The 22,180-nt window shown below is 71.1% G+C and carries 22 protein-coding genes and 1 CRISPR repeat array (1 of these 23 only partly in view); of the genes, 8 read left to right on the top strand and 14 right to left on the bottom strand.

Annotated features, from left to right (window positions below; all coding sequences use genetic code 11):
* The gene (locus tag ACIRJT_RS12955; RefSeq protein WP_403908011.1) at positions 1-873 is read right to left on the bottom strand and encodes a hypothetical protein; all 873 of its coding nucleotides are present in this window, start codon (positions 871-873) and stop codon (positions 1-3) included.
* Positions 874-1,029: 156 nt separating this feature from the next.
* On the opposite strand from ACIRJT_RS12955, the gene ACIRJT_RS12960 reads away from it, so the two are divergent.
* A complete protein-coding gene (locus ACIRJT_RS12960; RefSeq protein WP_403908013.1) occupies positions 1,030-2,352 on the top strand; it encodes a sensor histidine kinase in 1,323 nt (440 codons plus the stop codon).
* Positions 2,353-2,638: 286 nt separating this feature from the next.
* Here the strand turns inward: ACIRJT_RS12960 and ACIRJT_RS12965 are convergent, their stop codons facing one another.
* Together ACIRJT_RS12965 and ACIRJT_RS12970 are read right to left on the bottom strand one after the other, a co-directional pair.
* On the bottom strand, positions 2,639-3,136 hold the full coding sequence (locus tag ACIRJT_RS12965; RefSeq protein WP_403908015.1) for an SUKH-3 domain-containing protein: 498 nt from the start codon (positions 3,134-3,136) through the stop codon (positions 2,639-2,641).
* A 10-nt stretch (positions 3,137-3,146) separates the two neighbouring features.
* On the bottom strand, positions 3,147-3,671 hold the full coding sequence (locus ACIRJT_RS12970; protein WP_403908017.1) for a YwqJ-related putative deaminase: 525 nt from the start codon (positions 3,669-3,671) through the stop codon (positions 3,147-3,149).
* A gap of 235 nt (positions 3,672-3,906) precedes the next feature.
* On the opposite strand from ACIRJT_RS12970, the gene ACIRJT_RS12975 reads away from it, so the two are divergent.
* The 4 genes from ACIRJT_RS12975 (at position 3,907) to ACIRJT_RS12990 (ending at position 9,884) form a co-directional block, all read left to right on the top strand.
* Complete coding sequence (locus tag ACIRJT_RS12975) at positions 3,907-4,884, top strand: SMI1/KNR4 family protein (RefSeq protein WP_215111447.1); 978 nt, start codon at positions 3,907-3,909, stop codon at positions 4,882-4,884.
* Positions 4,885-4,889: 5 nt separating this feature from the next.
* Entirely contained in the window at positions 4,890-7,412 is a 2,523-nt protein-coding gene (locus ACIRJT_RS12980) for an SUKH-4 family immunity protein (RefSeq protein WP_403908019.1), read from the top strand.
* 247 nt (positions 7,413-7,659) lie between these two features.
* A complete protein-coding gene (locus ACIRJT_RS12985) occupies positions 7,660-8,550 on the top strand; it encodes a cellulose-binding protein (RefSeq protein WP_403908021.1) in 891 nt (296 codons plus the stop codon).
* 182 nt (positions 8,551-8,732) lie between these two features.
* Positions 8,733-9,884, top strand: a complete 1,152-nt coding sequence (locus tag ACIRJT_RS12990) for a cytochrome P450 (RefSeq protein ID WP_403908247.1) — start codon at positions 8,733-8,735, stop codon at positions 9,882-9,884.
* Positions 9,885-10,044: 160 nt separating this feature from the next.
* Here ACIRJT_RS12990 and ACIRJT_RS12995 read toward each other — a convergent pair whose 3' ends face one another.
* From ACIRJT_RS12995 to ACIRJT_RS13015, 5 genes are all read right to left on the bottom strand, one after another.
* Positions 10,045-11,319 carry a cytochrome P450 gene (locus ACIRJT_RS12995; protein ID WP_403908023.1) on the bottom strand — a complete coding sequence of 425 codons (1,275 nt, stop codon included), beginning with the start codon at positions 11,317-11,319 and terminating at the stop codon, positions 10,045-10,047.
* Positions 11,316-11,930 (bottom strand): GTP-binding protein, encoded by a 615-nt coding sequence (locus ACIRJT_RS13000; protein WP_403908025.1) that lies wholly within the window; start codon positions 11,928-11,930, stop codon positions 11,316-11,318. Before ACIRJT_RS13000 ends, ACIRJT_RS12995 begins: the two co-directional genes overlap by 4 nt.
* On the bottom strand, positions 11,911-12,267 hold the full coding sequence (locus tag ACIRJT_RS13005; RefSeq protein WP_403908027.1) for a DUF742 domain-containing protein: 357 nt from the start codon (positions 12,265-12,267) through the stop codon (positions 11,911-11,913). Before ACIRJT_RS13005 ends, ACIRJT_RS13000 begins: the two co-directional genes overlap by 20 nt.
* The gene (locus tag ACIRJT_RS13010; RefSeq protein ID WP_007447032.1) at positions 12,264-12,680 is read right to left on the bottom strand and encodes a roadblock/LC7 domain-containing protein; all 417 of its coding nucleotides are present in this window, start codon (positions 12,678-12,680) and stop codon (positions 12,264-12,266) included. The genes ACIRJT_RS13005 and ACIRJT_RS13010 overlap by 4 nt, the downstream gene beginning before the upstream one ends.
* Before the next feature lie 114 nt (positions 12,681-12,794).
* Positions 12,795-14,828 (bottom strand): ATP-binding protein, encoded by a 2,034-nt coding sequence (locus ACIRJT_RS13015; RefSeq protein WP_403908029.1) that lies wholly within the window; start codon positions 14,826-14,828, stop codon positions 12,795-12,797.
* A 751-nt stretch (positions 14,829-15,579) separates the two neighbouring features.
* On the opposite strand from ACIRJT_RS13015, the gene ACIRJT_RS13020 reads away from it, so the two are divergent.
* Positions 15,580-15,912: a hypothetical protein gene (locus tag ACIRJT_RS13020; protein ID WP_403908031.1), complete on the top strand. Its 333-nt coding sequence runs from the start codon at positions 15,580-15,582 to the stop codon at positions 15,910-15,912.
* A 123-nt stretch (positions 15,913-16,035) separates the two neighbouring features.
* On the opposite strand, the gene ACIRJT_RS13025 is transcribed toward ACIRJT_RS13020, so the two are convergent.
* Complete coding sequence (locus ACIRJT_RS13025; RefSeq protein WP_403908033.1) at positions 16,036-16,407, bottom strand: MerR family transcriptional regulator; 372 nt, start codon at positions 16,405-16,407, stop codon at positions 16,036-16,038.
* A gap of 53 nt (positions 16,408-16,460) precedes the next feature.
* Here ACIRJT_RS13025 and ACIRJT_RS13030 point away from each other — a divergent pair, with 53 nt between their 5' ends.
* Positions 16,461-17,744, top strand: a complete 1,284-nt coding sequence (locus tag ACIRJT_RS13030) for an MFS transporter (protein WP_403908035.1) — start codon at positions 16,461-16,463, stop codon at positions 17,742-17,744.
* A gap of 63 nt (positions 17,745-17,807) precedes the next feature.
* Here ACIRJT_RS13030 and ACIRJT_RS13035 read toward each other — a convergent pair whose 3' ends face one another.
* The 3 genes from ACIRJT_RS13035 to ACIRJT_RS13045 all read right to left on the bottom strand — a co-directional run bounded on the left by ACIRJT_RS13035 (position 17,808) and on the right by ACIRJT_RS13045 (position 19,443).
* Complete coding sequence (locus ACIRJT_RS13035; protein ID WP_403908037.1) at positions 17,808-18,197, bottom strand: DUF433 domain-containing protein; 390 nt, start codon at positions 18,195-18,197, stop codon at positions 17,808-17,810.
* 249 nt (positions 18,198-18,446) lie between these two features.
* The gene (locus ACIRJT_RS13040) at positions 18,447-18,572 is read right to left on the bottom strand and encodes a DUF397 domain-containing protein (RefSeq protein ID WP_403908039.1); all 126 of its coding nucleotides are present in this window, start codon (positions 18,570-18,572) and stop codon (positions 18,447-18,449) included.
* Positions 18,529-19,443, bottom strand: coding sequence for a Scr1 family TA system antitoxin-like transcriptional regulator (locus tag ACIRJT_RS13045; RefSeq protein ID WP_403908249.1), 915 nt, complete (start codon positions 19,441-19,443; stop codon positions 18,529-18,531). Before ACIRJT_RS13045 ends, ACIRJT_RS13040 begins: the two co-directional genes overlap by 44 nt.
* A gap of 167 nt (positions 19,444-19,610) precedes the next feature.
* Between ACIRJT_RS13045 and ACIRJT_RS13050 the strand changes: the two genes are divergently transcribed.
* On the top strand, positions 19,611-20,171 hold the full coding sequence (locus tag ACIRJT_RS13050; protein WP_403908041.1) for an ATP-binding protein: 561 nt from the start codon (positions 19,611-19,613) through the stop codon (positions 20,169-20,171).
* 9 nt (positions 20,172-20,180) lie between these two features.
* Here ACIRJT_RS13050 and ACIRJT_RS13055 read toward each other — a convergent pair whose 3' ends face one another.
* Positions 20,181-20,570, bottom strand: coding sequence for a VOC family protein (locus tag ACIRJT_RS13055; protein ID WP_403908043.1), 390 nt, complete (start codon positions 20,568-20,570; stop codon positions 20,181-20,183).
* On the bottom strand, positions 20,567-20,878 hold the full coding sequence (locus ACIRJT_RS13060) for an ArsR/SmtB family transcription factor (protein WP_403908045.1): 312 nt from the start codon (positions 20,876-20,878) through the stop codon (positions 20,567-20,569). The genes ACIRJT_RS13055 and ACIRJT_RS13060 overlap by 4 nt, the downstream gene beginning before the upstream one ends.
* A 220-nt stretch (positions 20,879-21,098) precedes the next feature.
* Positions 21,099-22,180: direct repeats of the CRISPR family, unit length 29 nt; unit sequence GGGACCATCCCCGCGTGCGCAGGGACCAC; it runs 674 nt beyond the window's last position.

Raw genomic sequence — 22,180 nt, forward strand, 5'->3', positions numbered from 1 at the left:
TTATGTCCGATTCTCTTGATCGGCTCTTTTTGCAGCACCTACTATGCCGCACCAGGAGCCCTCGATGCGACGGTACAGCTCGGCGCTTTTCAGGACACGTACCGCGAGGCAGCCCCGATAGTTTTCGCCGACGTTCTTCCGGTTCGTCTTCGGGGTGTGCTTCTTGAGCGACGTTTTCCCGAAGGCCGAGGGCTCCGCGCCGGTGAGTGCGGCCCAGAACTGCTCGGCGGTCGTGACGTCCGCTGTCTCGTGGATATGGACGTGGAAGCGTAGGTGCTCGTCGTTCACTCCCAGGAGTCGGAGCCAGGCAAGGAAGACCTCGATCATGTCGGGGTCGCTGTTGACGAAGGTGACCCTCTCCTGGGTGCGGTACGGCTTGGACTTTGAGCCCTCCGCCCAGTAGAGGCCGACGCCCAGCAAGAAGAGCTCGCGGTCGGTCATGGAGCCGATCTCGTCTGCGGCCTTCTGCTTTGCCGCCCGGCGCTCGACGTCCCGCCGCTGGAGCGTCGCCTCCCAGCCGCGCCGCCCGATGGCGGAGGACTCCTCCCGGGTCCGACTGCGCTCGGGCTTCGGCAGGTCCCGCACCCATAGCGAGATCGAACTCTTCGAGCAGCCCAGCTCGACCTGGATCTGGTCATAGGTCAGGCCCTGGAGCCGCAGCTCCCGGGCTTTCGCCCGTACATCGTCTTTGGCGTTCGGACGCTTCGTCCACTCCGGGGCGGGCTCTCCCTCCAGGAGCCGGTTGAGGATGTCGTTGTTGTCGACGTGGAGCCGGTCGCGGATCTGGCGGCGGCTGAGCCCCTCCCGGCGCAGCGCCACCGCCCGCTCGCGCAGGCCCTCGAAGTCGGCGTACTTGCTTGTGGTTTCCGTCATACGGGGATCGTCGTCCGGAATGCGAACGTCCGGGTCGAAAGCGCGGTCGATTCGCCATTTCAGGCGATCGGCATGGGTTTCGTGCTTGTTCGAATGCGGAACGTGCTGTTGCCGGTCACCCGAAAATGAGATGCGTCCGCCCGTAGGCTGGATGCCATGACCGCAACGGGGGCAGACCGGGAGGCGGCGGGATCGACCACCCGCGGCTACTGGTGGTGGGAGCGGCGACGCGGTGTCGCCCTGGACGTGGGACTGGCGCTGGTGTCGGCGCTGGAGTGTGGCCTGGAGGGGGTGGAGTTCGCCCGGAACACCGGGGTGCCGGTGCCGGTGGGCGTGGTGTTCGGACTGCTGGCGGGTTCGGTGCTGCTGGTGCGCCGGCGGTGGCCGATCGCCGTGGTGCTCGTGACGATCGCGATGACGCCGGCCGAGATGGGCTTCCTGATGGCCCTCGTGGGCCTCTACACCCTGGCCGCGTCCGAGGTGCCGCGCCGGATCACCGTCGTGCTGGCGGGGATGGCGCTGGTGGGGACGTTCATCGTCACCTGGGTGCGGCTGCGGCAGAGCGTGGCGGAGCAGGCCGACTTCGGGCCGGGGGACTGGTACGTCCCGCTGCTGTCCGTCTTCATGGCGGTGGGGCTCACGGCCCCGTCCGTGCTGCTCGGCCTCTACATAGGGGCCAGGCGCCGTCTGATGGAGAGCCTGCGCGAGCGGGCCGATTCGCTGGAGCGGGAGCTGTCGCTGCTCGCGGACCGGGCCGAGGAGCGGGCCGAGTGGGCGCGTACGGAGGAGCGGACCCGGATCGCCCGGGAGATGCATGACGTGGTGGCCCACCGGGTGAGCCTGATGGTGGTCCACGCCGCCGCTCTCCAGGCCGTGGCGCCGAAGGATCCGGCGAAGGCCGTGCGCAACGCGGCGCTGGTCGGGGACATGGGTCGGCAGGCGCTGACGGAGCTGCGCGAGATGCTCGGGGTGCTGCGCACCGGGGACGCGTTGACCGCGCCCGCTGCCGCGGGGGCGGTTCCGCTGGCGTCGGTGAGGCAGGCGGCCGTCGCGGCCGCCGCCGCCGCTTCCGAGGACGGGCCCCGGCTGCATGAGCTGGAGGCGTTGGTGGCGCAGTCGCGGCAGGCGGGGATGGTCGTGGAGCTGTCGGTGGACGGTGAGCTGCGGCCGTATCCGCCGGAGGTCGAGCAGACGGCGTACCGGGTGGTGCAGGAGGCGCTGACGAACGTGCACAAGCATGCGGCGGGCGCGAAGACGTGGGTGCGGCTCGCGCATCGGGAGGCCGAGGTCGCGATGCAGGTGGAGAACGGTCCTTCGGACTTGGCGGCGGCGGACGCGGGGCTGCCGAGCGGGGGGAACGGCCTGGTGGGGATGCGGGAGCGGGTGCTGGGGCTGGGGGGCGTGTTCGTGTCCGGTCCGACGGACGCGGGGGGCTTCCGGGTCTCGGCGGTGCTGCCGGACGGCTCGCGCGACGCCTGAAGCGGCTGATTCCGGGCCGCACCTTTCCGTGTGTGCGGCGGTTGAGGGCCGCCCCCTTCATCCGGTCCGGCGCGGGCCGCCCACTTCGGCCTGCTTGAGGGCCGCCCCTTCCAGCCCGTCCGGAGTGGGCTGCCCACTTCAGCCCGTCCGGCGTTTGAGGACGGAACCCCGGTCGTGGGGGGCGGCGGCTTTTCCGTGTCCGGGAGGCGATGGTGCCCGTTCGTGCCCCTTCGTCCCGAGCGACGGTTCCGTCCTCGATCGCCGGACGGGCTGGGAGTGGCCCGGGTCAGGCTGAGGTCAGGCGGGCCGGTTGGGTGCCGGTGATCAGGGTGGCCAGGGCCTCGTCGATGTCCTGGCCCAGGAACCAGTCCCCCGTGTGGTCGATGCTGTATACCCGGCCCTCCGTATCGATCGCCAGGACCGCCTGCTCCTCGCCCTCCGCCCCGAGCGGGCTGACCTCCGTCTCCAGGGCGCGGCCGAGGTCCCCGAGCGTCCGCGCCAGGTGGAGGCCGCTGAGCGGGTCGATGCGCACCGCGGCGGGCGCGATGTGCCGGCCGGGTGCGGACGCGGTGATGTGGAGGCCGCCGAACTCCGCCCAGGCCTCGACCGCGGCCGGGAAGACCGCGTGCTGGTGGCCTGCCGGGGAGGCGTGGGAGCGCAGGGCGTCGGCCCATTCCTCGGCCTGGCGGATGTCCCAGCGTCCGGGCTGCCAGCCCGCTTCGCGCAGGGCTGCGTCGACGGCGACGGGGAAGCGGGTGGAGGAGTGTTGCTGGCGGTCGTGCATCGGTGGGCGGTCAGCCCTTCTCGGCGGTGGTCGCGGCGCCGGTGGAGGTCAGGTCGACGGGGCGTACGCCGAAGTGGGACAGGAGTGCGGAGCAGGACCGGCAGGGTGGTGCGTAGCTGCCGTGGAGGGGGTCGCCGTCCTCGCGGATGCGGCGGGTGGTGAGCCGGGAGTGCTTGAGCGCGCGGCGCGCTTCCCCGTTGGTCAGGGGTTTTCGCTGGGCGCGTTTGGAGCGCCCGCTCTCGGCGGCGGTGAGCTGGCGGGAGAGCAGTATGGCTTCGGGGCAGCGGCCGGTGAAGCGTTCACGCTGGCCGCTGGTGAGGGTGTCGAGGAAGTCCTGGACGAGCGGGTGCAGTACGGGTGGCTGGTCCCCTTTGCCGGCGGTGCAGGTCAGGGTTTCGCCGCGTACGGACAGCGCGGCGGCCACGGCGGGGAGAATCCCGTCGCGGCGGTGGATCAGTCGGGGTGTACGGCTGGTTTCGGTGCTGCTCCAGCTGAGGCGCGGATCGCCTGATGTGACGGTTTGTGTGGAATGCATCGTGTTGACGTCCCTCCCTGCAATCCCCCGAGTTGCGGGGACAGCCTGCCAAATGTGCCGGGTGGTGGGGAAGCTGGGTCGGCGAAACGTGTCTGCGTGTCACCCGAAGGTGCGGGTCTGCCGCCTTACCGTCACGCGAATGTGACCGTTCGTGACGGATCCTGCGGGACGGGTTGCCCTGTTGCCCCACCGCTTAGGCTGTGCGGAACACCGGACGCAGCAGGGGGCAACAGCCATGACGACAGGTCGGCTCGGGCAGCAAGCCGCGCCACCGAACGCCGCCTACGCCGGGCAGGTCGTGAACTTCCCGGACCCGGTCCGGGCGTCCCGCCACCCCAGAGGGGTGCGGATGGACGGGAGCGGCCACCCGGTTCTTTCGCCGTACGCGCGTGCCGCCGCCGAGATCGCCGATCCGCCCCCGGGCTTCGGCATCGATGAGCTGCGCCTCACCGACTACGTGTCGGCGAACGCGGCGTTGGCGGCGAGCGGTCACGACCTGTGGGACACGATTCCCGCGGTGGCGACCCCGCACGGCTGGACCTGGCATCACGTGCCGGGCGGTCGGCGGATGGAGCTGGTGCCGGTCGAGGTGAAGGCGCTGCTGCGTCATCACGGCGGCCTGGCGGGCACGGACGTGGATCAGAACCGGCGCGGTACCCGCCCGTTGCAGGAGACCCGCCCGGCGCATTTTCGGCTGCCCAGGGGCGCGGCCGCGGTGAGTGAGCAGCAGGTGCAGGGCGTCGAGGAGGACCTCGGCTACCGGCTGCCCGGCGCGTACCGCTCGTTCCTGAAGGCGGCGGGCGGTTCGGCCCCGGTGGGCGCGGCGTTGGACGCGGAGTTGGGGCTGCTGGTGGACCAGCCGTTCTTCACGGTGCGTGACGAGGCCGCGGTGAACGATCTGGTGTACGTGAACAAGTGTCTGCGGGACCACTTCACCAAGGATTTCCTGGGCGTCGCGTTCGTCCAGGGCGGGATTCTCGCCGTGAAGGTGCGCGGTCAGGACCCGGGTTCGGTGTGGTTCTGCCCGTACGACGATGCCCGGGACCAGGACGGCTGGAGTGTCCAGGAGCGTGTGGAGCGGCTGTTGTTGCCCTGCGGCGTGGACTTCGACGCCTTCCTCCAGCGGTTGGCGGGCAATCCGCCGGAGCTGGAGACCGTGGCGAACCTGATGGTGGACGGCGGCTTCGCGCGCGCCGTCCCGGTGGAGGGGTGAGCGCGGTGGTGACTTTCGCGCAGGCGCAGGAGCGGGCGGACGAGTGGGTCAACGGTGATGTGCCCGCGTACCAGCACCGTGAGGTGCGGGTCCGTGAGTTCGAGCTGGGTTTCGTGGTGTGGGCCGAGGACCGGGCGGAGGGACCCGTGTCGGACGGGGGCCGTCAGCGGTTGGTGATCGCGCGCGACAGCGGTGAGGCGACGTTGTGGCCGGGGCTGCCGGTGGGCGAGGTGATCCGGCGTTACGAGGAGGAGTACGGGACTTTGGCCGGTGCGCCGGTCGCGGCTCCCGAGCCGCCGCAGCGGGTGGATCTGAACCAGACGTCGTTCCTGTTGACGCCGCCGGAGTGGCTCCAGGAGGCGGCGGACAAGCTGGGGATTCCGGATCATCGGGCTGAGCGGCGGGAGTCGCAGGAGGCGTCCGCGGCCGCGCCCGCCGCCCCCGCCGCTTCCGTTTCCGAGCCTTCTCCTGTTCCCGTTCCGGTTCCCGAGCCCGGACCCGTGCCCTCCGCTGTCGCGGATTCGCCGCCGCCTTCGTCTCCCGCTTCCGCCGGGGGGCCCGCCGCGTCGTGGCCCGCCGCCGGCGGTGGCGATGCCCACGAGCCCACGGCCTCCGACGGTGTGCCCGCCGGGGCGACGCCCTGGGCGGGTACGGACACCAACTCGGACTCCGACGACGGGGCCGTGCCGCTGCCCGCGACGGTGTTCGCGCCGCCGCTGTCGGGCACCGACGACGAGGAGGCCCCGCCGCCGGTCGTCCCGGCGGAGGCGCCCACGGCCCTGATGTCCGGGGGCAGTCAGCTGCCGCGTACGCAGGTGGCGCAGGCGCTCCGGCCGGACCAGGGCCCCCCGGGCGGGGCCGGTGACATCGCGGACGCGGCCACCAGCAAGGCGGTCGTGCCGCCGCGCAGGTCTCGCGGGGGCGGTTCGTCGACCCCGCCGCCGCCCGGCGCCCCGGGGGTTCCCGGGATGCCGCCGGGTGCGACGCCGCCGCCCTCGGGTCCGGGTGCGCCCGGTGCCCCGGCGGGCGGGTACGTCCCGACGCAGCTCGTGTCCCAGCTCGGCCCGCCCGGCGCCACCCCGCCGCCGGGTCCGCCGCCGGGTTCCACCCCGCCGCCGGGTTCCACCCCGCCTCCCGGTCCTCCCGGTCCGCCGCCCGGTTCCACGCCGCCTCCCGGCGGGGGGATGCACCATGCCGCGACGATGTTCGCCGACGGGAGCAGCCTCGGTGCGGGCGTCGCGGGTGCTCCCAGGCCGCCGGGTCCGCCCGGTGCTCCGGGAGTCCCGCAGCCTCCCGGCCCGCCCGGTGTTCCGGGTGCGCCGCAGCCTCCCGGCCCGCCGGGTCCGCCGCCCGGTTCCACGCCGCCTCCCGGTGGTGGGGTGCACCACGCGGAGACGATGTTCGCGGGCCCGGGGCAGGTAGGGCCGCCCGGTCCTCCCGGCCCGCCCGGGGCCCCCGGTCCCGTGCCGCAGCCGCCGGGTCCGCCCGGTCCGCCGCCCGGTGCGCACACCCCGCCGCCGGCGGCGTACGGCTATCCGCAGCAGCCCACCGGTCAGCCGACCGTGGGCCCCGGCTACCAGGCCGTGCTGCGGTTCCGGGCTCCGGACGGCAGCGAGCAGCAGCTGATCCGCCGTTCGGCGCCGGGCACCCCGCATCCCGAGTGGCAGATGCTGCACGAGCTGCGGGCGATGAACGTGCCGCCGCAGCAGGTCATCGAGCTGCACACCGAGCTGGAGTCCTGTGAGCTGCCGGGCGGGTACTGCGCCCGGATGATCCGGGAGACCTGGCCGCAGGTGCGGATCACCAGCGTCGCCCCGTACGGCACGGATCACGCCAGTCGGCAGCAGGGCATGCAGCATCTGCTGACGCACCAGGGCGAGCTGCACCAGGTCGCGGACGGCCCGGCGCGGCCCGCGCCGGTGCGGGCGCCGCTGCCGCAGATGCCGCCCGCGCCCGCGCTGCCGCCGGAGGCGGTGGCCGAGGAGCTGGTGCAGGCGTTCGGTCCGCAGGGCATCCTGCGGTTCGACCAGCGGGCGGTGTCCCGTCAGGGGGTGCCGGAGGTCGTCGCGCGCACGCTGGTGTGGGCGGGGCTGCCCGCCGATTTCGGGCCGTTCTTCTGGGCGCAGCCCGGGCAGCCGGTGGTGCCTACGCTGGCCGAGCTGGCGGCGCAGCGTCAGGTGCAGTCCGCGCCGGACGCGGGCTCGTATCTGGTGATGGGCACGGACTTCGGCCGGGCGGTCTGTGTTCAGTACGGGACGGCGAACATCGTGGCCGTGCCGGTGGAGGCGGGCCCCGGCGGGCAGTCGGTGCCGCCGCAGTTCGTGAACACCGGGCTGCCGGAGTTCGTGCGGTCGATGGCGTTGCTGGGCCGGATGTGGCGGTTGCGGTTCGGGTTGAACCCGGAGCAGGCGGGGCGCTGGACCGTCGATTTCCAGGCACAGCTGGTGGCGCTGGACCCGGCGGCGCTGGCGTCGCCGGAGAGCTGGTGGTCGGTGCTGCTGGAGCAGATGTGGGACGGCCTGATCTGAGCCGTACGCAGGGCTGAGCGGCGAGCGTGCACGAGGCGCCCGGATCCGGACGGGTCCGGGTGCCTCGCCGTGTTCCGGGGCCTCGGGCCGATGATCACCGGTTCGCCCGGGTCTGTGATGCCGGTCGCTTCCGGCCTGAATGCGGTTGATCGATTCCGACTTCCGGCACCAATTGCCGCATCCTTGGCGTATTACGGGTGTCGGAGCGTGGCAGGGCGTGTCGGCGGGTCGGAGAGAGGTTTCAGGGATGAGTGCTGGACCGGGGTCCGCGTACGACGTCGTCGGGGTGCGGGTGCGTGGTTACCGCCCTGAGCAGGTGGACCGGGCGACGGCGGCCCTGACGGCCGAGCGGGACGAGGCGCTCGACGAGCTCGCGCGGCTGACGGCCCGGGTGGAGGAGCTGCTCGCCGAGTCCGCCCGGTTGGCGGAGACCGTCGCGACGCTGCCCGTGCAGGACTACGCGGAGCTGGGGGAGCGGGCGCAGCGGATCCTGGCGCTGGCCGAGAGCGAGGCGGCGGCGCTGGACGCCGGGGCGGTCGCGGCGGGCCAGGCGCTGCGGGACGCGGCCGGGGCTGCGGGCCGGGCGGCCGGGGACGCGGCGCGCGAGGCGGCCGGCGAGGTGCGTGCGGCGGCGGACGGGGTGGCCGACGAGCGGGTGGCCGGGGCGGTCCGGGAGGCGGAGGGTCTGCTCGCCGCGGCCCGGCAGGACGCCGAGGAGGCGCGGGCGGCGGCCGCTTCCGCGATGGCGGAGACCCGTGACCGTACGGCGAGCGTGCTGGCCCACCAGGAGCAGGAGCACGCGGAGCGCCTCAAGGCGGCCGAGGCCGAACTGGCCGACCGGGATGCGGCGTCGGAGGCCCGGTTCGCGGGGCTGACCGAGCGGGCCGAGGCGCTGCTCGCGGAGGCGGGCCGGGACCTCGCCGCCACGCAGGAGGCGGCCCGGCACGGCCAGGAGGACGCGGAGGCGCGGGCGGCGGAGCTGCTGGCCGGGGCCCGGGTCCGTGAGGAGCGGGTGGTGCGGGAGACGGAGCGGATCCTGCGGGAGCACGATGAGGGCCGCGAGGAGGCCCAGGCGCACATGGCGCATGTGCGCAGCTCGCTGGCGGCGCTGACGGGGCGGGTGGCCTCGCAGGACTGAGCGGGTCCCGGCAGGTCGCAACGGGTGGCAACTCTTGACGAACGCGTGTTCTCAGGAGGTGATGGAAGTGTTCAGTTCACACGTTTCCGTTCCCCGTTCAGCAGGGAGTGTTCATGTCGGTCGCAGCGCCGGACATTTTGTCACCGGAGTTCGAGAAAGATCCGTATCGGGCGTATCGCCTGATGCGTCAGGACACGCCTCTGATGTGGCACGAGGCCACCGGAAGTTACATCGTCTCGCGTTACGAGGACGTCGAGCGCGTCTTCAAGGACAAAGAAGGCGAATTCACCACGGAGAACTACGACTGGCAGATCGAACCGGTGCACGGGCGGACGATTCTCCAGCTCAGCGGGCGTGAGCACGCCGTGCGTCGAGCCCTGGTCGCACCGGCCTTCCGGGGCAGCGATCTGCGGGACAAGTTCTTGCCGGTCATCGAGCGTAATTCGCGCGAATTGATCGACGGGTTCCGTGATTCCGGGTCCGTCGACCTGGTCGCCGACTACGCCACCCGTTTTCCCGTCAACGTCATCGCCGACATGCTCGGACTGGACAAGTCCGACTATGAGCGATTTCACGGCTGGTACACGGCCGTCATCGCGTTTCTCGGCAATCTCTCCGGCGATCCGGAGGTGACGCGGGCCGGTGAGCGTACGCGCGTCGAGTTCGCCGAGTACATGCTGCCGATCATCCGGAAGCGGCGGGAGGCGCCGGGCGACGATCTGCTGTCGACCCTGTGCACCGCGGAGGTCGACGGCGTCCGGATGGGCGACGAGGACATCAAGGCGTTCTGCAGTCTGCTACTGGCCGCCGGGGGCGAGACCACCGACAAGGCCATCGCCGGCATCTTCACCAATCTGCTGAGCCACCCGGAGCAGTTGGAGGCGGTCCGCGCCGACCGCACCCTGATACCCCGCGCCTTCGCCGAGACGCTGCGCTACACACCGCCGGTGCACATGATCATGCGCAAGTCGGCGACGGATGTGGCACTCGGCGGCGGCACCGTACCGGCGGGCTCCACCGTCACCTGCCTGATAGGCGCCGCCAACCGTGACGAGGACCGCTACCGGAACCCCGATGTCTTCGACATCTTCCGCGAGGACCTGACCGCGACGAACGCCTTCTCGGCGGCGGCCGACCATCTGGCCTTCGCGCTCGGCCGGCACTTCTGCGTCGGTGCCCTGCTGGCCAAGGCCGAGGTCGAGATCGGGGTGGGCCAGCTGCTGGACGCGATGCCGGACCTGCGGCTGGCCGACGGCTTCGACCCGGTCGAGCGCGGGGTCTTCACCCGGGGACCGCAGAGCCTGCCGGTCCGCTTCACGCCGGTGTCCGGCTGACCGGAACGTCGGCTGACCGACCGACCGACCGGCTGACCGGAACGCCGCCTGACCGACTGATCGCCTGACCGACCGACCGGCTGACCGGAACGTCGGCGTCGACCCGGGCGGCCGGATCCACCGCGGACTCCGGCCGCTCGCACCGTTCGGCGGCGGGCCGCTAATGCGCCATCGGGCTGAACTGGACCGGCAGCGCCGACAGCCCGCGCATCCAGATCGAAGGACGCCAGGAGAGCTCCGCCGGGTCGACCGCCAGCATCAGGTCCGGCAGCTGTTCCAGCAGCGTCTCCACCGCTGTACGGGCCATCACGTCGGCCAGCAGCGGTGCGGGGTAGGGGCAGCGGTGTTCGCCGCCGCTGAACGACAGGTGCGCGGAGTTCTCGGCGCCGACGTAACTCTCCGGCCAGATCTCCGGGTCGGTGTTGGCCGCGGCCAGTCCGAGGACCAGGCAGTCGCCCGCCCGGATGTGCCGGCCGCCGAGCTGGGTGTCCCGTACGGCCCAGCGGCCGATGAAGTTCTGCGTCGGGGTGTCGAGCCACAGCACCTCGTTGAGCGCCTCGCCGACGCTGAGCCGGCCGCCGGAGACGTTCAGCGCGAAGCGTTCGTCGGTCAGGAGCAGCCGCAGCGTGTTGCAGATCCAGTTCGCGGTGGGCTGCTGGGCGGCGGCGATCACCGAGATCAGGTCCTGGACGATCTCCTCGTCCGTGAGGCCCGCCCCGTGCGTCACCATGCGGGAGGTGACGTCGGTGCCGGGTGCCGCCCGCTTGTCCTTGACCAGTTGGCGCAGCCGGTCGCCGACGCGTCCGTACGCCGCCACCGGGTCGTCGCCCTCGCCGGCGTCGAGCGAGATGCGCAGGTCGTCCACCAGCTGCTGGGTGTCGGAGCCCGACACCGGCATGCCGCACATCTGGACCACGGCCCGCATCGGCAGGGCGTGGACGTATCTGCTCATCAGTTCCGTCCGGCCGCTTCCGGCGAAGTCCGCGATGAGCCGGTCGGCGATGCGCCGGCAGTCGCGTGCCAGCTCGAACTGGTCGATGCCTTCGAGGGCTTCGGTGATGACGCCCGCCCTGCGCCGGTGCTCGTCGCCCTCGGTGAAGAGCACGGAGGGCTGGTAGCCGACGAACGGCATCAGCGGCCAGTCCGGGGGAATGGTCTCCCACTGGTTCCAGCGGCGCGAGTCCCTCGCGAACAGCTCGTCGTGCGTGGTGACGTAGGACAGTTCGGCGTAGCCGAGGACCAGCCAGGCCGGAACGTCACCGTCCAGCAGCACCGGCGCCACCGCCCCGTGCTCCCGCCGCAGCGAGCGGTAGAGCTCCGTGGGCGTCTGCTGGTAGGAGGCTCCGGACAGACGCACCGCGCCGGCGGCGGCGCCAGCGCTTACCGGGCAGCCGGAGGGGGCCTGGGGGCCGAAGGAGGGGCTGGAGGTGCTCATGGTGTCGTCTCCCGGGCGATGGCCATCGTGCGCAGATGGTCGACGAGCGTGATCAGGACGTTCTTGCTGGACCGCCGGACCCGGGCGTCGCAGTCGATCATCGGGATGTGCTCGGGCAGCGCCAGGGCCTGACGGATCTCGTCGAGGGAGTGGGCGAGGTCGTCGTCGAAGCGGTTGACCGCCACCACGAAGGGTGTGCCGTGGTGCTCCAGCCGGTCGATCGCGTACCAGGAGTCGTTCATCCGGCGGGTGTCCACGAGGACCACGGCGCCGAGCGTGCCGGAGAACAGCCGGTCCCACAGGAACCAGAAGCGTTCCTGGCCCGGTGCGCCGAACAGGTAGAGCACGATGCGCTCGTTGAGGCTGATGCGTCCGAAGTCGAAGGCGACCGTGGTGGTCGTCTTGGCGTCGACGCCGGAGGTCTCGTCGACGCCGACGCCCGCCTGCGTCATCACCTCTTCGGTGTTCAGCGGCCGGATCTCGCTCACCGAGTGGACGAGCGTGGTCTTGCCGACGCCGAATCCTCCGACGACGACTATCTTCAGGCCGGTTTCCGCGGCGTCGGCCAGCGGTGTGCGCTGTGCCGGCAGCTCATAGCTTCCGGAGTCCATGGAGCACCTCCTTCAGCAGGTCGGAGTCGGGAAGCGCGCCGGGTGAGGCGGGCGCCCGGGGGTGGCGGGCGGTGATGCGGCCCATGTCGTGGAGGTCGTCGAGCAGGATGCGCACCACGGTGACGGGAAGCGAGAGTTCGGCGGCGATCTCGACGACGGCGGTCGGGTGGCGGCACAGGTCGAGGATCCGGGCGTGCTCCGACTGCATTCCGGCGGTGGGCCGGCACTCGCTGACCACGAGGGTCACCAGGTCGAAGGAGTCCGCGGAGCGGCTGCGTCCGCCGGTGACCGTGTAGAGCCGGTCGGGGGCTCCGGTGTCGACGGGGCGGAGGGTCATGACGCGCTCCTCGGCACCTCGCCGCGTGGTGCGGCGCGCAGGTGCTCACCGATCTGCTCGACCATCTCCGTCATCTGGTGGCCCACCACGCTGGGGTCGGCCTCCTCCGTGGCGACGACGGCCAGATGCGCGCCCTCACCGGCTTCGACGATGAAGAGCAGACCGCCGTGGAACTCGGTCATCGAGTGCCGGACGCCTCCGGTGCTGTCGCCGAACTCGATGGAGGCACCCTGGGCGAGCGCCTGCATGCCCGAGCAGATGGCCGCGAGCTGGTCGGCCTGGTCGAGGGTGAGGTGCTCGGTCCAGCAGAGCTTGAGCCCGTCGCGCGACAGGGCCAGGGCGTGCCGGGTGCCGGGGGTCTGCTCGAGGAGCCTCTGCAGGAGCCAGGTGAGGCTGTTGTCTGTGGTCTGCATGATGAGTGACGGGACCGTGGCGCCGGGGGAGCGGCGAGGGCCCGTACCTCCAATCTCGGGTGTTCGAGCGAGCGCGTCCGGTGGACCGGACACCGAACGGATGGGCGTTCCGGGTTACGGAGCGGTGGTCGGCGGTACGGTCCCGCCGTCGGGTCCTTCGGCTCGGCCGTCGAGGTCTCGGGCCCTGCCTTCGGGATCTCCGGCCTTGCCTTCGGGAGTGCCTCCGGGCTTGGTACCGCGTCGGAAGGCGCCGAACTGCTGTCCCGCGCTGCGGGGCGGTGAGGTCCGCGGCGTGGTGCCGCGCGGATCTCCCGGGGCCGCGGGCGCGGGCGAGCCGCGGTGGCGGCCGCGCTCCCGGTCCGCCTCCGCCATGGTGCGGCCGGGCGTGCGTACGGGCAGGCCGCCGGGGGTGGAGCTCACCGCAGGGCCGACGGCACCCCGTCCGGGCTCGCGCGGACGGACCACGAGGTGGTTCTCCGCCGCGGCGGGCGCCGGCGGAGCGAACGGGTCCTGCGGAGCGAACGGGTCCTGCGGAGCGAACGGGTCCTGCGGAGTTACGGGGGCGGGCGCGACCGCTTCCGGCACGGAGGGCGTCAGGGGCGCGGGCGTGACGGGCGGAGGCGTGTAGGCCGGTGACGGCTGTACGGGGGCGGGCTCGGGCGCGGGCGGCAGCGCCGGGGAGGCGGGCGCGGGCGGCGTCGCTGTGGGCGTTGGGAGCGCCGCGGGTGCGGCGACCGCCCGCTGGACCGGAGTCGGGTGGTTCTCGCGGGGCTCCTGCGCGATCAGATGCCGGGGCAGCAGGACGACCACACCGGTGCCGCCGCGCGAGGACGGGCGGTAGTTGACACTGATCCGGTGCTTGAGTGCGAGCCGTCCCACCACGGCGAGGCCGAGCCGGGTGCCCTGGAGGGTCGCCAGGTCGGTCATCCGGCCGGAGACGGAGTCCGCCGCCCGCCGCATCGCCGCGTCGGCCATCTTCAGACCGCTGTCCTCGATGGTGACGACGATGCCGGTGCCGCGTTCCTCGACGTAGACGTGCACCTCGTCGATGGGCGGCGAGAAGTTGGCGGCGTTGTCCATCAGTTCGGCGAGCAGGTGCATGACGCCTTCGGCGGCGAAGCCGGAGATGGAGACGTTGGAGGAGCAGTGCAGGCGTACGCGCTGGTAGGCGGCGATGCGACCGACCGCGCCGCGCAGGATGCTCTCCATGACGATCGGCCTGTTCCAGGCGCGACTCGGCCGGCCGCCCATCAGCAGCGCCAGCCGGTCGGTCATCAGGCCGAGCTGCGAGGTGCTGTGGTCCAGCTTCAGCAGATCCCCGAACACCTCTTCGCCGTGACGTTCCTGCATGTTCCGCAGATCGGCGAGCATGCTGACGGACTTCGCCTGGACCCGGCTGAGCGCCTTGGCCGACGCGGTCGTCGCCGCGAGAGCACGGCGCTCGCTGAGCGAGAGCTCCCGGAGCACCGCCTCGACCGACGCGCGCAGCAGCGGCTGGTCCGGCAGGTACACCTCGGACAGCACCGTGGTGCCGGACTCGCCGTCACGGAGCCTGGCGACCACTCCCGGCAGCGTCTCGCGGGTGAACCGGTCGACCTCGGAGGTCAGCGCGCGCAGCTCCTCACGGAGCCGTGCGTTCTCCGCTCCCAGCTCGTCGTGGACCCGGGTGCTCTCCGTCCGCAGCGAGGCGGTCTGCTGCGCCTGCCCTTCGACCGTGGTCGCGAGGACGTGCAGCAGCTTGCGCTGACGCGGGCTGCGCGGCAACGGGACCCGGCCGAGGGCGTCGGCGGCCGTCACTCCGCCGCGGACCAGCTGGATCAACGCGGGCAGCGCCACGTCGGCGGTGTGCGCCGTGTCCGTTTCGAGAGCGGCCAGGGAGGCTTTGAGCCGTTCGGCCTCCGCGCCCTCGGCCGAGGCCGAGCGCCGGGCCCGCCGGGTGACGCCGTGAGCGGTGGCAAGGGTGACGGCCAGGGCCACCCAGGCGGTGAGAACCACCGCCACAACCCAGCCGCGCGCTTCCGAGGGCGCCAGAGTCGCTGCCACGGCTCCGGCGACGGCACTCGCCGACAACACGGCCACAAGCGGGGCTATCGCGGCCCTGGGCGTCTTCCTCGGCCGGTGCTGACTGGCTGGTGCGGGTTTCGGCATGTATGCGGTCCCTCAGATCTACCGGGCAGAAGGTATGCGGCCGCTCCGAGAAGGTGCAGATCACCTTGGCGCATCGGAGGAAAGCGGAAGCGGTCTTTCCTGTCAGGGGTTGACCACATCGTAGACATGCTTGTGCGGCGGATGATCCGGTCTGCGGCATAGTCCGTAGGCAGAGTGATTTTGTCGGGAAGTGGCCAGTGGGCTCTGGATGTTGTGGTACTCGCGAGGTGGCGCGCTCGTGAGGGCGGGCGCCGGGCGAACCTAGCTGCCCGACGGCGGCCCAGGTGTGTGCGCTGCGCCCACCGATGGGCCTCGGCTGACGCAGCGGATCACGCCGCGAAGCGGAGATGACAGCTGCGGAGGAATTCTTTTCGGTCAATCTGGAAAACCTCGCCGTGCCGTTCGGCAGGGCGAGGCTGCATCGGTAGATCCGGATGTCACCGGTAAGTGCTCAGTGACACCAGTAAGCAGCTGTTCTCGTCTCCGGTTCTGAGTGGCCTCGGGTCTGGCTTTGTTCACGCGTGTCGACAGGGATTGTTCAGCACTTCGGGAGGCACCGAAGCCGTGCCGTGTTCGATGGCCAAGGCAGGAGACGGCGCCGGGTTCGTGTCGCTCGGTGACTGGTAGCCCCGTCAACAAGGGCGTCGGCCGATTCGGACCTGCCCCAGGGGCGTTCGTGGGAGCGCCCGTGTGATCAGGTCGGGCAGGCGAGTGCGTTCCTCTGGGAGCGGCCTGTCTGACCGTGGCGCTCATGGCGCTGCGAAGGCCGGTGGAGGGGGTCGACGCGGAGCTCGCGAGCAGCCGGGCCACAACGCTGGAGCGGCAGGTCGCCGACGGCGAGGGCAGAGCACATCGGCAACTGCTGGGCGACGACTCCCAGCACATCGACCCGCGCTACGTCCTGCAGCCCGCTCCGGCTCGCGCCGCGAGGGCCCTGCCCGCCGGGCGGATCCATGCCGGGGAGCACCCGTCGCCGGGAGAGGGGTCGCTGCCGGACATGCTGGCCTACCACCGCGCCACCCGTCCCGTCCGGCTCGTCCTCACCGGCCCGGCCGCCGGAACGGGCAAGGCAACTCGACTGTGAGCACCGCAAAGCACTCCAGTCCGCGTAACGGCAGATCAGACCCGATCCGGGCCGTCGCCCCGCGCCGTCCTGCTCCGATGCTGCCAGGCGCCGCCGGTCAGCAGACGCTACTGGGGCACCTCATCAGGAAGCTCGGATTTCGCGGCTCACAGCGTGGAGATAGTCGTCGATGGCTCGGTGATTCTTCGTGAGGCATTCGATCTTCTCTGCCATCCGGTCGCGTTCGCGTTCGAGTGTCGCAATCATGTCTGGGGTGACGTACGGCAGATGTATCGCCTGCGGACTGTCCAAGCAAGGAAGGATCTGCTTGATGATCCGCGTCGGCAGGCCGACATCGAGCAAGCCCCGGACCTGCCGCACCCGATCGACAACGTAGTCCTCGTAGCGCCGGTACCCGTTAGGGAGCCGTTCGGACTCGATCAACTCTTGTTCCTCGTAGTAACGGAGCATCCGCACCGGCGTGTCCGTGCGCTGAGAAAGCTCTCCGATCCGCATCCCTCACCCCTCACGTCTGGGCTGCGATGCAACCGCACTTGACCCTCACATTAATGTCACACATTGATGATGACGATATGACACGAACGGATACGTCACCACGTCCTCCGGCCGCTGAGACGCGGTTCCCCATCGCGGGTCTGCTGGCGCTGGCCGCCACAGGATTCATCACGCTCCTGACCGAGACGATGCCCGCCGGGATGCTGTCGCAGATGAGCCGCGACCTGGGAGTGAGTGAGGCGGCTGCGGGACAGAGCGTCACGGTCTTCGCGATCGGTGCGATCCTCGCGGCGGTCCCTCTGACGAGAGCTACGATCGGCTGGCGACGCAAGCACCTGCTGCTGTTCGCGATCTCAGGGTTCGCGATCGCCAACACTGTCACCGCCTTCTCCGACAGTTTCGCGCTCACCCTGGCCGCGCGGTTCCTCGGCGGCATCGTCGGCGGCATGCTCTGGGCGCTCCTTGCCGGATACGCCCGGCGGATGGTTCCCGCGCACCAGCGCGGCAAGGCCATGGCCATCGCCATGGCGGGCGGGACCGTTGCCCTGTCCGTCGGAGTCCCCGCAGCAGCGTTCCTCGCCAAGGTCGTCGAATGGCGATTCGCATTCGGGATCATCACGCTGGTGACTCTCGCACTGCTCGTATGGGTGATCGCCAGCGTTCCGAACTTCCCCGGCCAATCCAAGGGCGCACGACTGCCGCTGCTCCACACGTTCCGCCTGCCCGGGGTCGCCCCGATCCTCGTCGTGACGTTGACGTTCGTGTTCGCGCACAACATCCTCTTCACCTACATCGCCCCATTCCTGGCCCCGCTCGGCATGGCAGGTCAGGTCGATTCGGTGCTACTCACCTTCGGGCTGGTTTCACTCGTGAGCATCTGGCTCACCGGCGTACTCATCGACCGGTACCTGCGCACGCTCATGATTCTCGCCTGCACGCTCCTGGCGACAGCCGCTCTCATCCTGAGTGTCTTCTCCGGTACCCCCGCTCTCGTGTACGCCAGTGCGGCCCTGTGGGGACTCGCGTACGGCGGAGCCTCAACCCTGCTGCAAACTGCGATCGCTGACGCCGCGGGTGCAGCAGGCGACGTCGCACAAGCACTCCTCACCACATGCTGGAACCTCGGGATCGCCGCAGGCGGGATCATCGGCGGTATCACCCTCAACGTGCTGGGACCTCCCTCCCTGGGCTGGATCACACTCGCGCTCCTGCTCCCCACGCTCGCTATCGTCATCGGCGCACGTCTGCACGGATTCACCAGCCGCACATGCGAACACGAGACCACCTCCGCACCGGATGCGCGGAACCTCACCCCACCATTCGGCAGCGGGGGATGACGAGGGTGTCCACGAGGGCGCTGGGGCCCGCACCGCCGGACTCCTGCGCAACAGCGGCCCCGCCTACGCCGGCTCCAACGCACCCCGCATCGCCCACCTGCTCGGCGGCCTGGCGGTGCAGATCCTGGCCGCCTGCGCTCGGATCGGGTCATGCGCCGTCCGTCCTCCTCCTGGGGGAAAGCGTCTCCGATGAGGTGGACGAGCCATCCGCGTGCTCGTAGCTCGTCCGCCAATCGGTGTCCGAGGTCGCGATCGAGGAAGAATTCGGGCGGCAAGCCGCACCACGGCTTCGCACAGTGCGCCCACCTGCTCGGGGGCCATGTCGAAGTCGTAGGCGATGTCCTCGACGGTCTCGCCGGCTTCCCACAGGTCAGTGATGGTCTGGACCGGGACGCGACTGGCGGCGATCACGGGCAGTCCGCGACCGAACCGTGGATCGATCACCGTCGGCACCGCTTTCCCGTACTGGCGAGCTGCAGACTCGACGGGAAGTCGTCGTCCGCCTCCCAGGTCAGGTAGCGAAGGTACTGCGCCATGACCTCCTGGGTGGGGGCTTGGCCGTCCCTGGCCCGGCGGAGGCCCCCAAGACCGTGCTCGACGAGAATGTCCACGCCGTCCGTGGCGACGCGCTGGGAAACGAGGCCGTACGGGGCTCCGCAGCGCCGCACGCAACCTGTCCAGGGCCCGGCTGCTGGCACATGTTCAGTGACCGGCGACCGCTTCGACGAACGCGGTCCAGGCGGCGCCGGCCAGCACGAGGGCGGGGCCGTGGGGGTTCTTGCTGTCACGGACGGGGACGACGCCGGGGAATCCGTCCGCCACCTGCACGCAGTTGCCGCCCTCCTCGTTGCTGTAGCTGCTGCTGCGCCAAGCGGCGGCGGTCAGATCGGGACGGGATGCTCCCTGCACGGTAATCAACCTCCAGCACGGATCGGATCAGGTCGAGCGACATCAGCGGCGGCAGTGCCATCGCCCTGAGTTGATCGTAAGTCAGAGCGAACTGTTCGACCTCGTCCGGTTCCTCGGTCAACTGGCCGTGGTGCGCGCCTTCCGTGTAGGCGATCTTGGTGCCGTCCGGCATCACCAGCACCGTGAGGGAGCCGGCCAGCGCGCCGTGCGCGCCTTGGTCGAAAGGCAGTACCTGAACGGTGATGTTGGGCTCCTCCGCCATCCGGAGCAGCTTCTCCAACTGGCCGCGCATCACCGCCGATCCGCCGACCGGACGCCGGAGCACGGCCTCGTCGAGGACGATCCACAGCTCCGGCCGGGCCGGGCCGGTCAGCCGCACCTGGCGGTCGAGGCGGGCCGCCACGCGCTCCTCCAGGTGCTCGGCGTCGCGCAGCGAGTGGCCCATGCTCAGCAGGGCTCGCGCGTACTCCGGGGTCTGCAGCAGGCCGGGCACGGCATGCGAGGAGTACTCGCGGATCACCGTCGCGCGGGCGGAGTGGGCGATGAACGCCCGCGACCAGTCCGGATACGCCTCCCGGTACACGTACGGCCAGAGGTCGATCAGCAGGTCGTCCGCGACCAACTCCCTGTCCAGGGCCCGGGTCAGCTCCAGCGTCGGTTTCGCCCCGGTCGCGCGCTCGATCTGGGCGATGCGGCTGCCGACCACGTGCGTGAGCGCGCCCACGTCGGTCTGGGTGAGTCCGGCCGCCGTACGTAACTTGCGTACGCGCGATCCGAAGAGCGCGGCCATGGAGGACTGCGGGTCAAGGGGTTTGGTCACGGCGCTGCTTCCGTTCCTTACGGCCTACGAGGTAAGGCGCTGTCACCTTCCGAGGCTAGGCCGCGCTGCCGACTCTTGAGTACGGAACGTCACGGAACTCGCACGTGTGGGTGACGTGAGGAGAGTCGAGCGAACGGATGGTCGGCATGACCGGCAAGAAGACGACCACGGCGGAGCAGCCGGAGAAGGCGGAGGAGGCGGGTACGCGAGAAGCGGTCCGGCCCGTTCCGCGCGGCTTCGGGCTGACCGCCAACGGCCACGGCTCCCTGTCCCGGCAGTTCCCTTCCACGCCCCGGGGCGCGCGGCTCGCCCGCCGGGCCGTGGTGCGGCAGTTGGGCCACTGGGGGTTCGGGCCGATGACGGACGCCTCGTGCGCGGTGGCCCTGGTGCTGGGGGAGCTGGCCGCCAACGCGGTGTGCCACGGGCGGCTCCGGGGGCGGAACTTCCATGTGCGGGTGGACTACGAGGGTCCCGCGAGCCGCTTCCGTATCGAGGTCTCGGACGCGGTGCTCGGCCGGACGCCCGAGAACCCGAAGCTGCCGCCGGACGATCAGGAGTCGGGGCGCGGCCTGTTCCTGGTGGAGTGCCTGGCGTCGCGGTGGGGGTGGGAGCCCCGGAACCCGATCGGGAAGACCGTGTGGGCGGAGGTGGCGGCGGAGAGGCCTCCGGGTGGTCCGGGCTTTCCGGGTGGGGAGTGAGGGCGCTCCCTATGCGCTGTGCATGATCTGGATCAGGTTGCCGACGGTGTCGTCCAGGACCGCTGTGGTGACGGCACCCATCTCCGCCGGCTCCTGGGTGAACCGCACGCCGAGCTTGCTCAGTCGCTCGAACTCGGCCTGTACGTCGTCCACGGCGAAGGCGGTGGCGGGGATGCCGTCCTCGACCAGGGCGGTCGTGTACGGCTTCACGGCGGGGTGCTTGTTCGGTTCCAGGAGGAGTTCGACACCGTCGGGGTCCTCCGGCGAGACCAGGGTCAGCCAGCGGTCCTCGCCGCCGAGCGGGACGTCGTGCTTCTTCCGGAAGCCCAGGACCTCGGTGTAGAAGCGCAGGGCCTTCTCCTGGTCTTCGACGAAGACGCTGGTCAGGTTGATTCTCATGGGGTGCTCTCCGGTGTCTCTGGTGTCTCTGGTGTCTTCGGCCCGAGCCATCGGCTGACGATGTGCTCAAGGGGTTCGGTGTCGAGGTCATGGAACTTGTAGCGGCCCTCGCGCCGCGAGACGACCAGGCCCGCCGCCTCCAGGACGGCCAGATGCTGGCTGACCGCCTGACGGGACAGGCCCAGACCGTGTCTGGTCGTGAGCCGCGCGCATATCTCGAACAGGGTCTGGCCGTTCCGTTCCGTCAGCTCGTCGAGGATGCGCCGCCGGGTGGGGTCGGCCAGGGCCTTGAAGACATCGTCCGCCATGACCTCACGATAGGCAAGTAGCGACTTGCCTATCAAGGCGGGTCCGGTTGCCGGGATCCGTTGTCGCCTCGCGGAGCGTGGGCCATGGAGGGAGCCGTGGGAGAAGGGGTGCCATGGCGAGCGGGGAGCACTCGCCACTGAGGCAGAACGACGTGACTCCCTTGGGCCCCCGCAGGTGCGGGGGCCACGGAACGAGCTTGCCCGAGTCTGCCTGCCGGTAGGAACCACCCCCGCGTGCGCGGGGACCACTCAGGAAGGCCCAGGACGTGGGGCGTCCGCTGGGGACCACCCCCGCACGCGCAGGGACCACATCACGGCATCGTGCCACCCGTGGTAGCTGCCGGGACCACCCCCGCATGCGCGGGGACCACCCGTTGCCGAGCGCCTTGCCCATCGTGGTCAGGGGAACACCCCCGCGTGCGCGGGGACCACGCGGCCGGCTACGACTACAAATCCAAGACCATGGGACCATCCCCGCGTGCGCGGGGACCACCCGAGCTTGCGCTGCCCCAGCCGGTCGTACTCGGGACCACCCCCGCGTGCGCGAGGACCACCGCCCCGGCGGCTCGTCGTGATCGACGCGAAGGGGACCACCCCCGCGTGCGCGGGGACCACTGGTTGGGCATCGACTACGGCACGACGAACCCGGGACCACCCCAGCGTGCGCGGGGACCACCCTCGCATGCGCGGGACCACGCCGGCCAAAACGTCGGGAACGGGCACGCGCGGGAATCAACCCCGCGTGCGCGGGGACCACGAGACCGAGCCGACGCTAGAGGACCTGCCCGAGGGGCCACCCCCGCATGCGCGGGGACCACCCTGCCACGCAGTGGGCGGGGAAGCTGTCCTGGGGACCATCCCCGCGTGCGCGGGGACCACGCGTCCCCGATCCCGGACCGGCGGGCGTTCTGGGGACCACCCCCGCGTGCGCGGGGACCACTAAGCGACCAGGGGCTCCTCCACCGCCGGGAGGGGACCATCCCCGCGTGCGCAGGGACCACGCCCGACACCCCACCGGCCGTCACGCACTGGTGGGGACCATCCCCGCGTGCGCGGGGACCACTCGGTTCGATCCGGCAAGACGATCGCCAGCCTGGGACCATCCCCGCGTGCGCAGGGACCACTGCAGCCAGGAGCGTCAGGGGAGACGAATGACGGGACCATCCCCGCGTGCGCAGGGACCACTTCCTCTCGGCCGTGAAGAACATCGGGGTCGGGGGACCATCCCCGCGTGCGCAGGGACCACACCGCGTCGGGGAGCGGCACGCTCTCGGTGAGGGGACCATCCCCGCGTGCGCAGTG

Source organism: Streptomyces sp. NPDC102283, assembly GCF_044766265.1.
Taxonomy (GTDB): domain Bacteria; phylum Actinomycetota; class Actinomycetes; order Streptomycetales; family Streptomycetaceae; genus Streptomyces.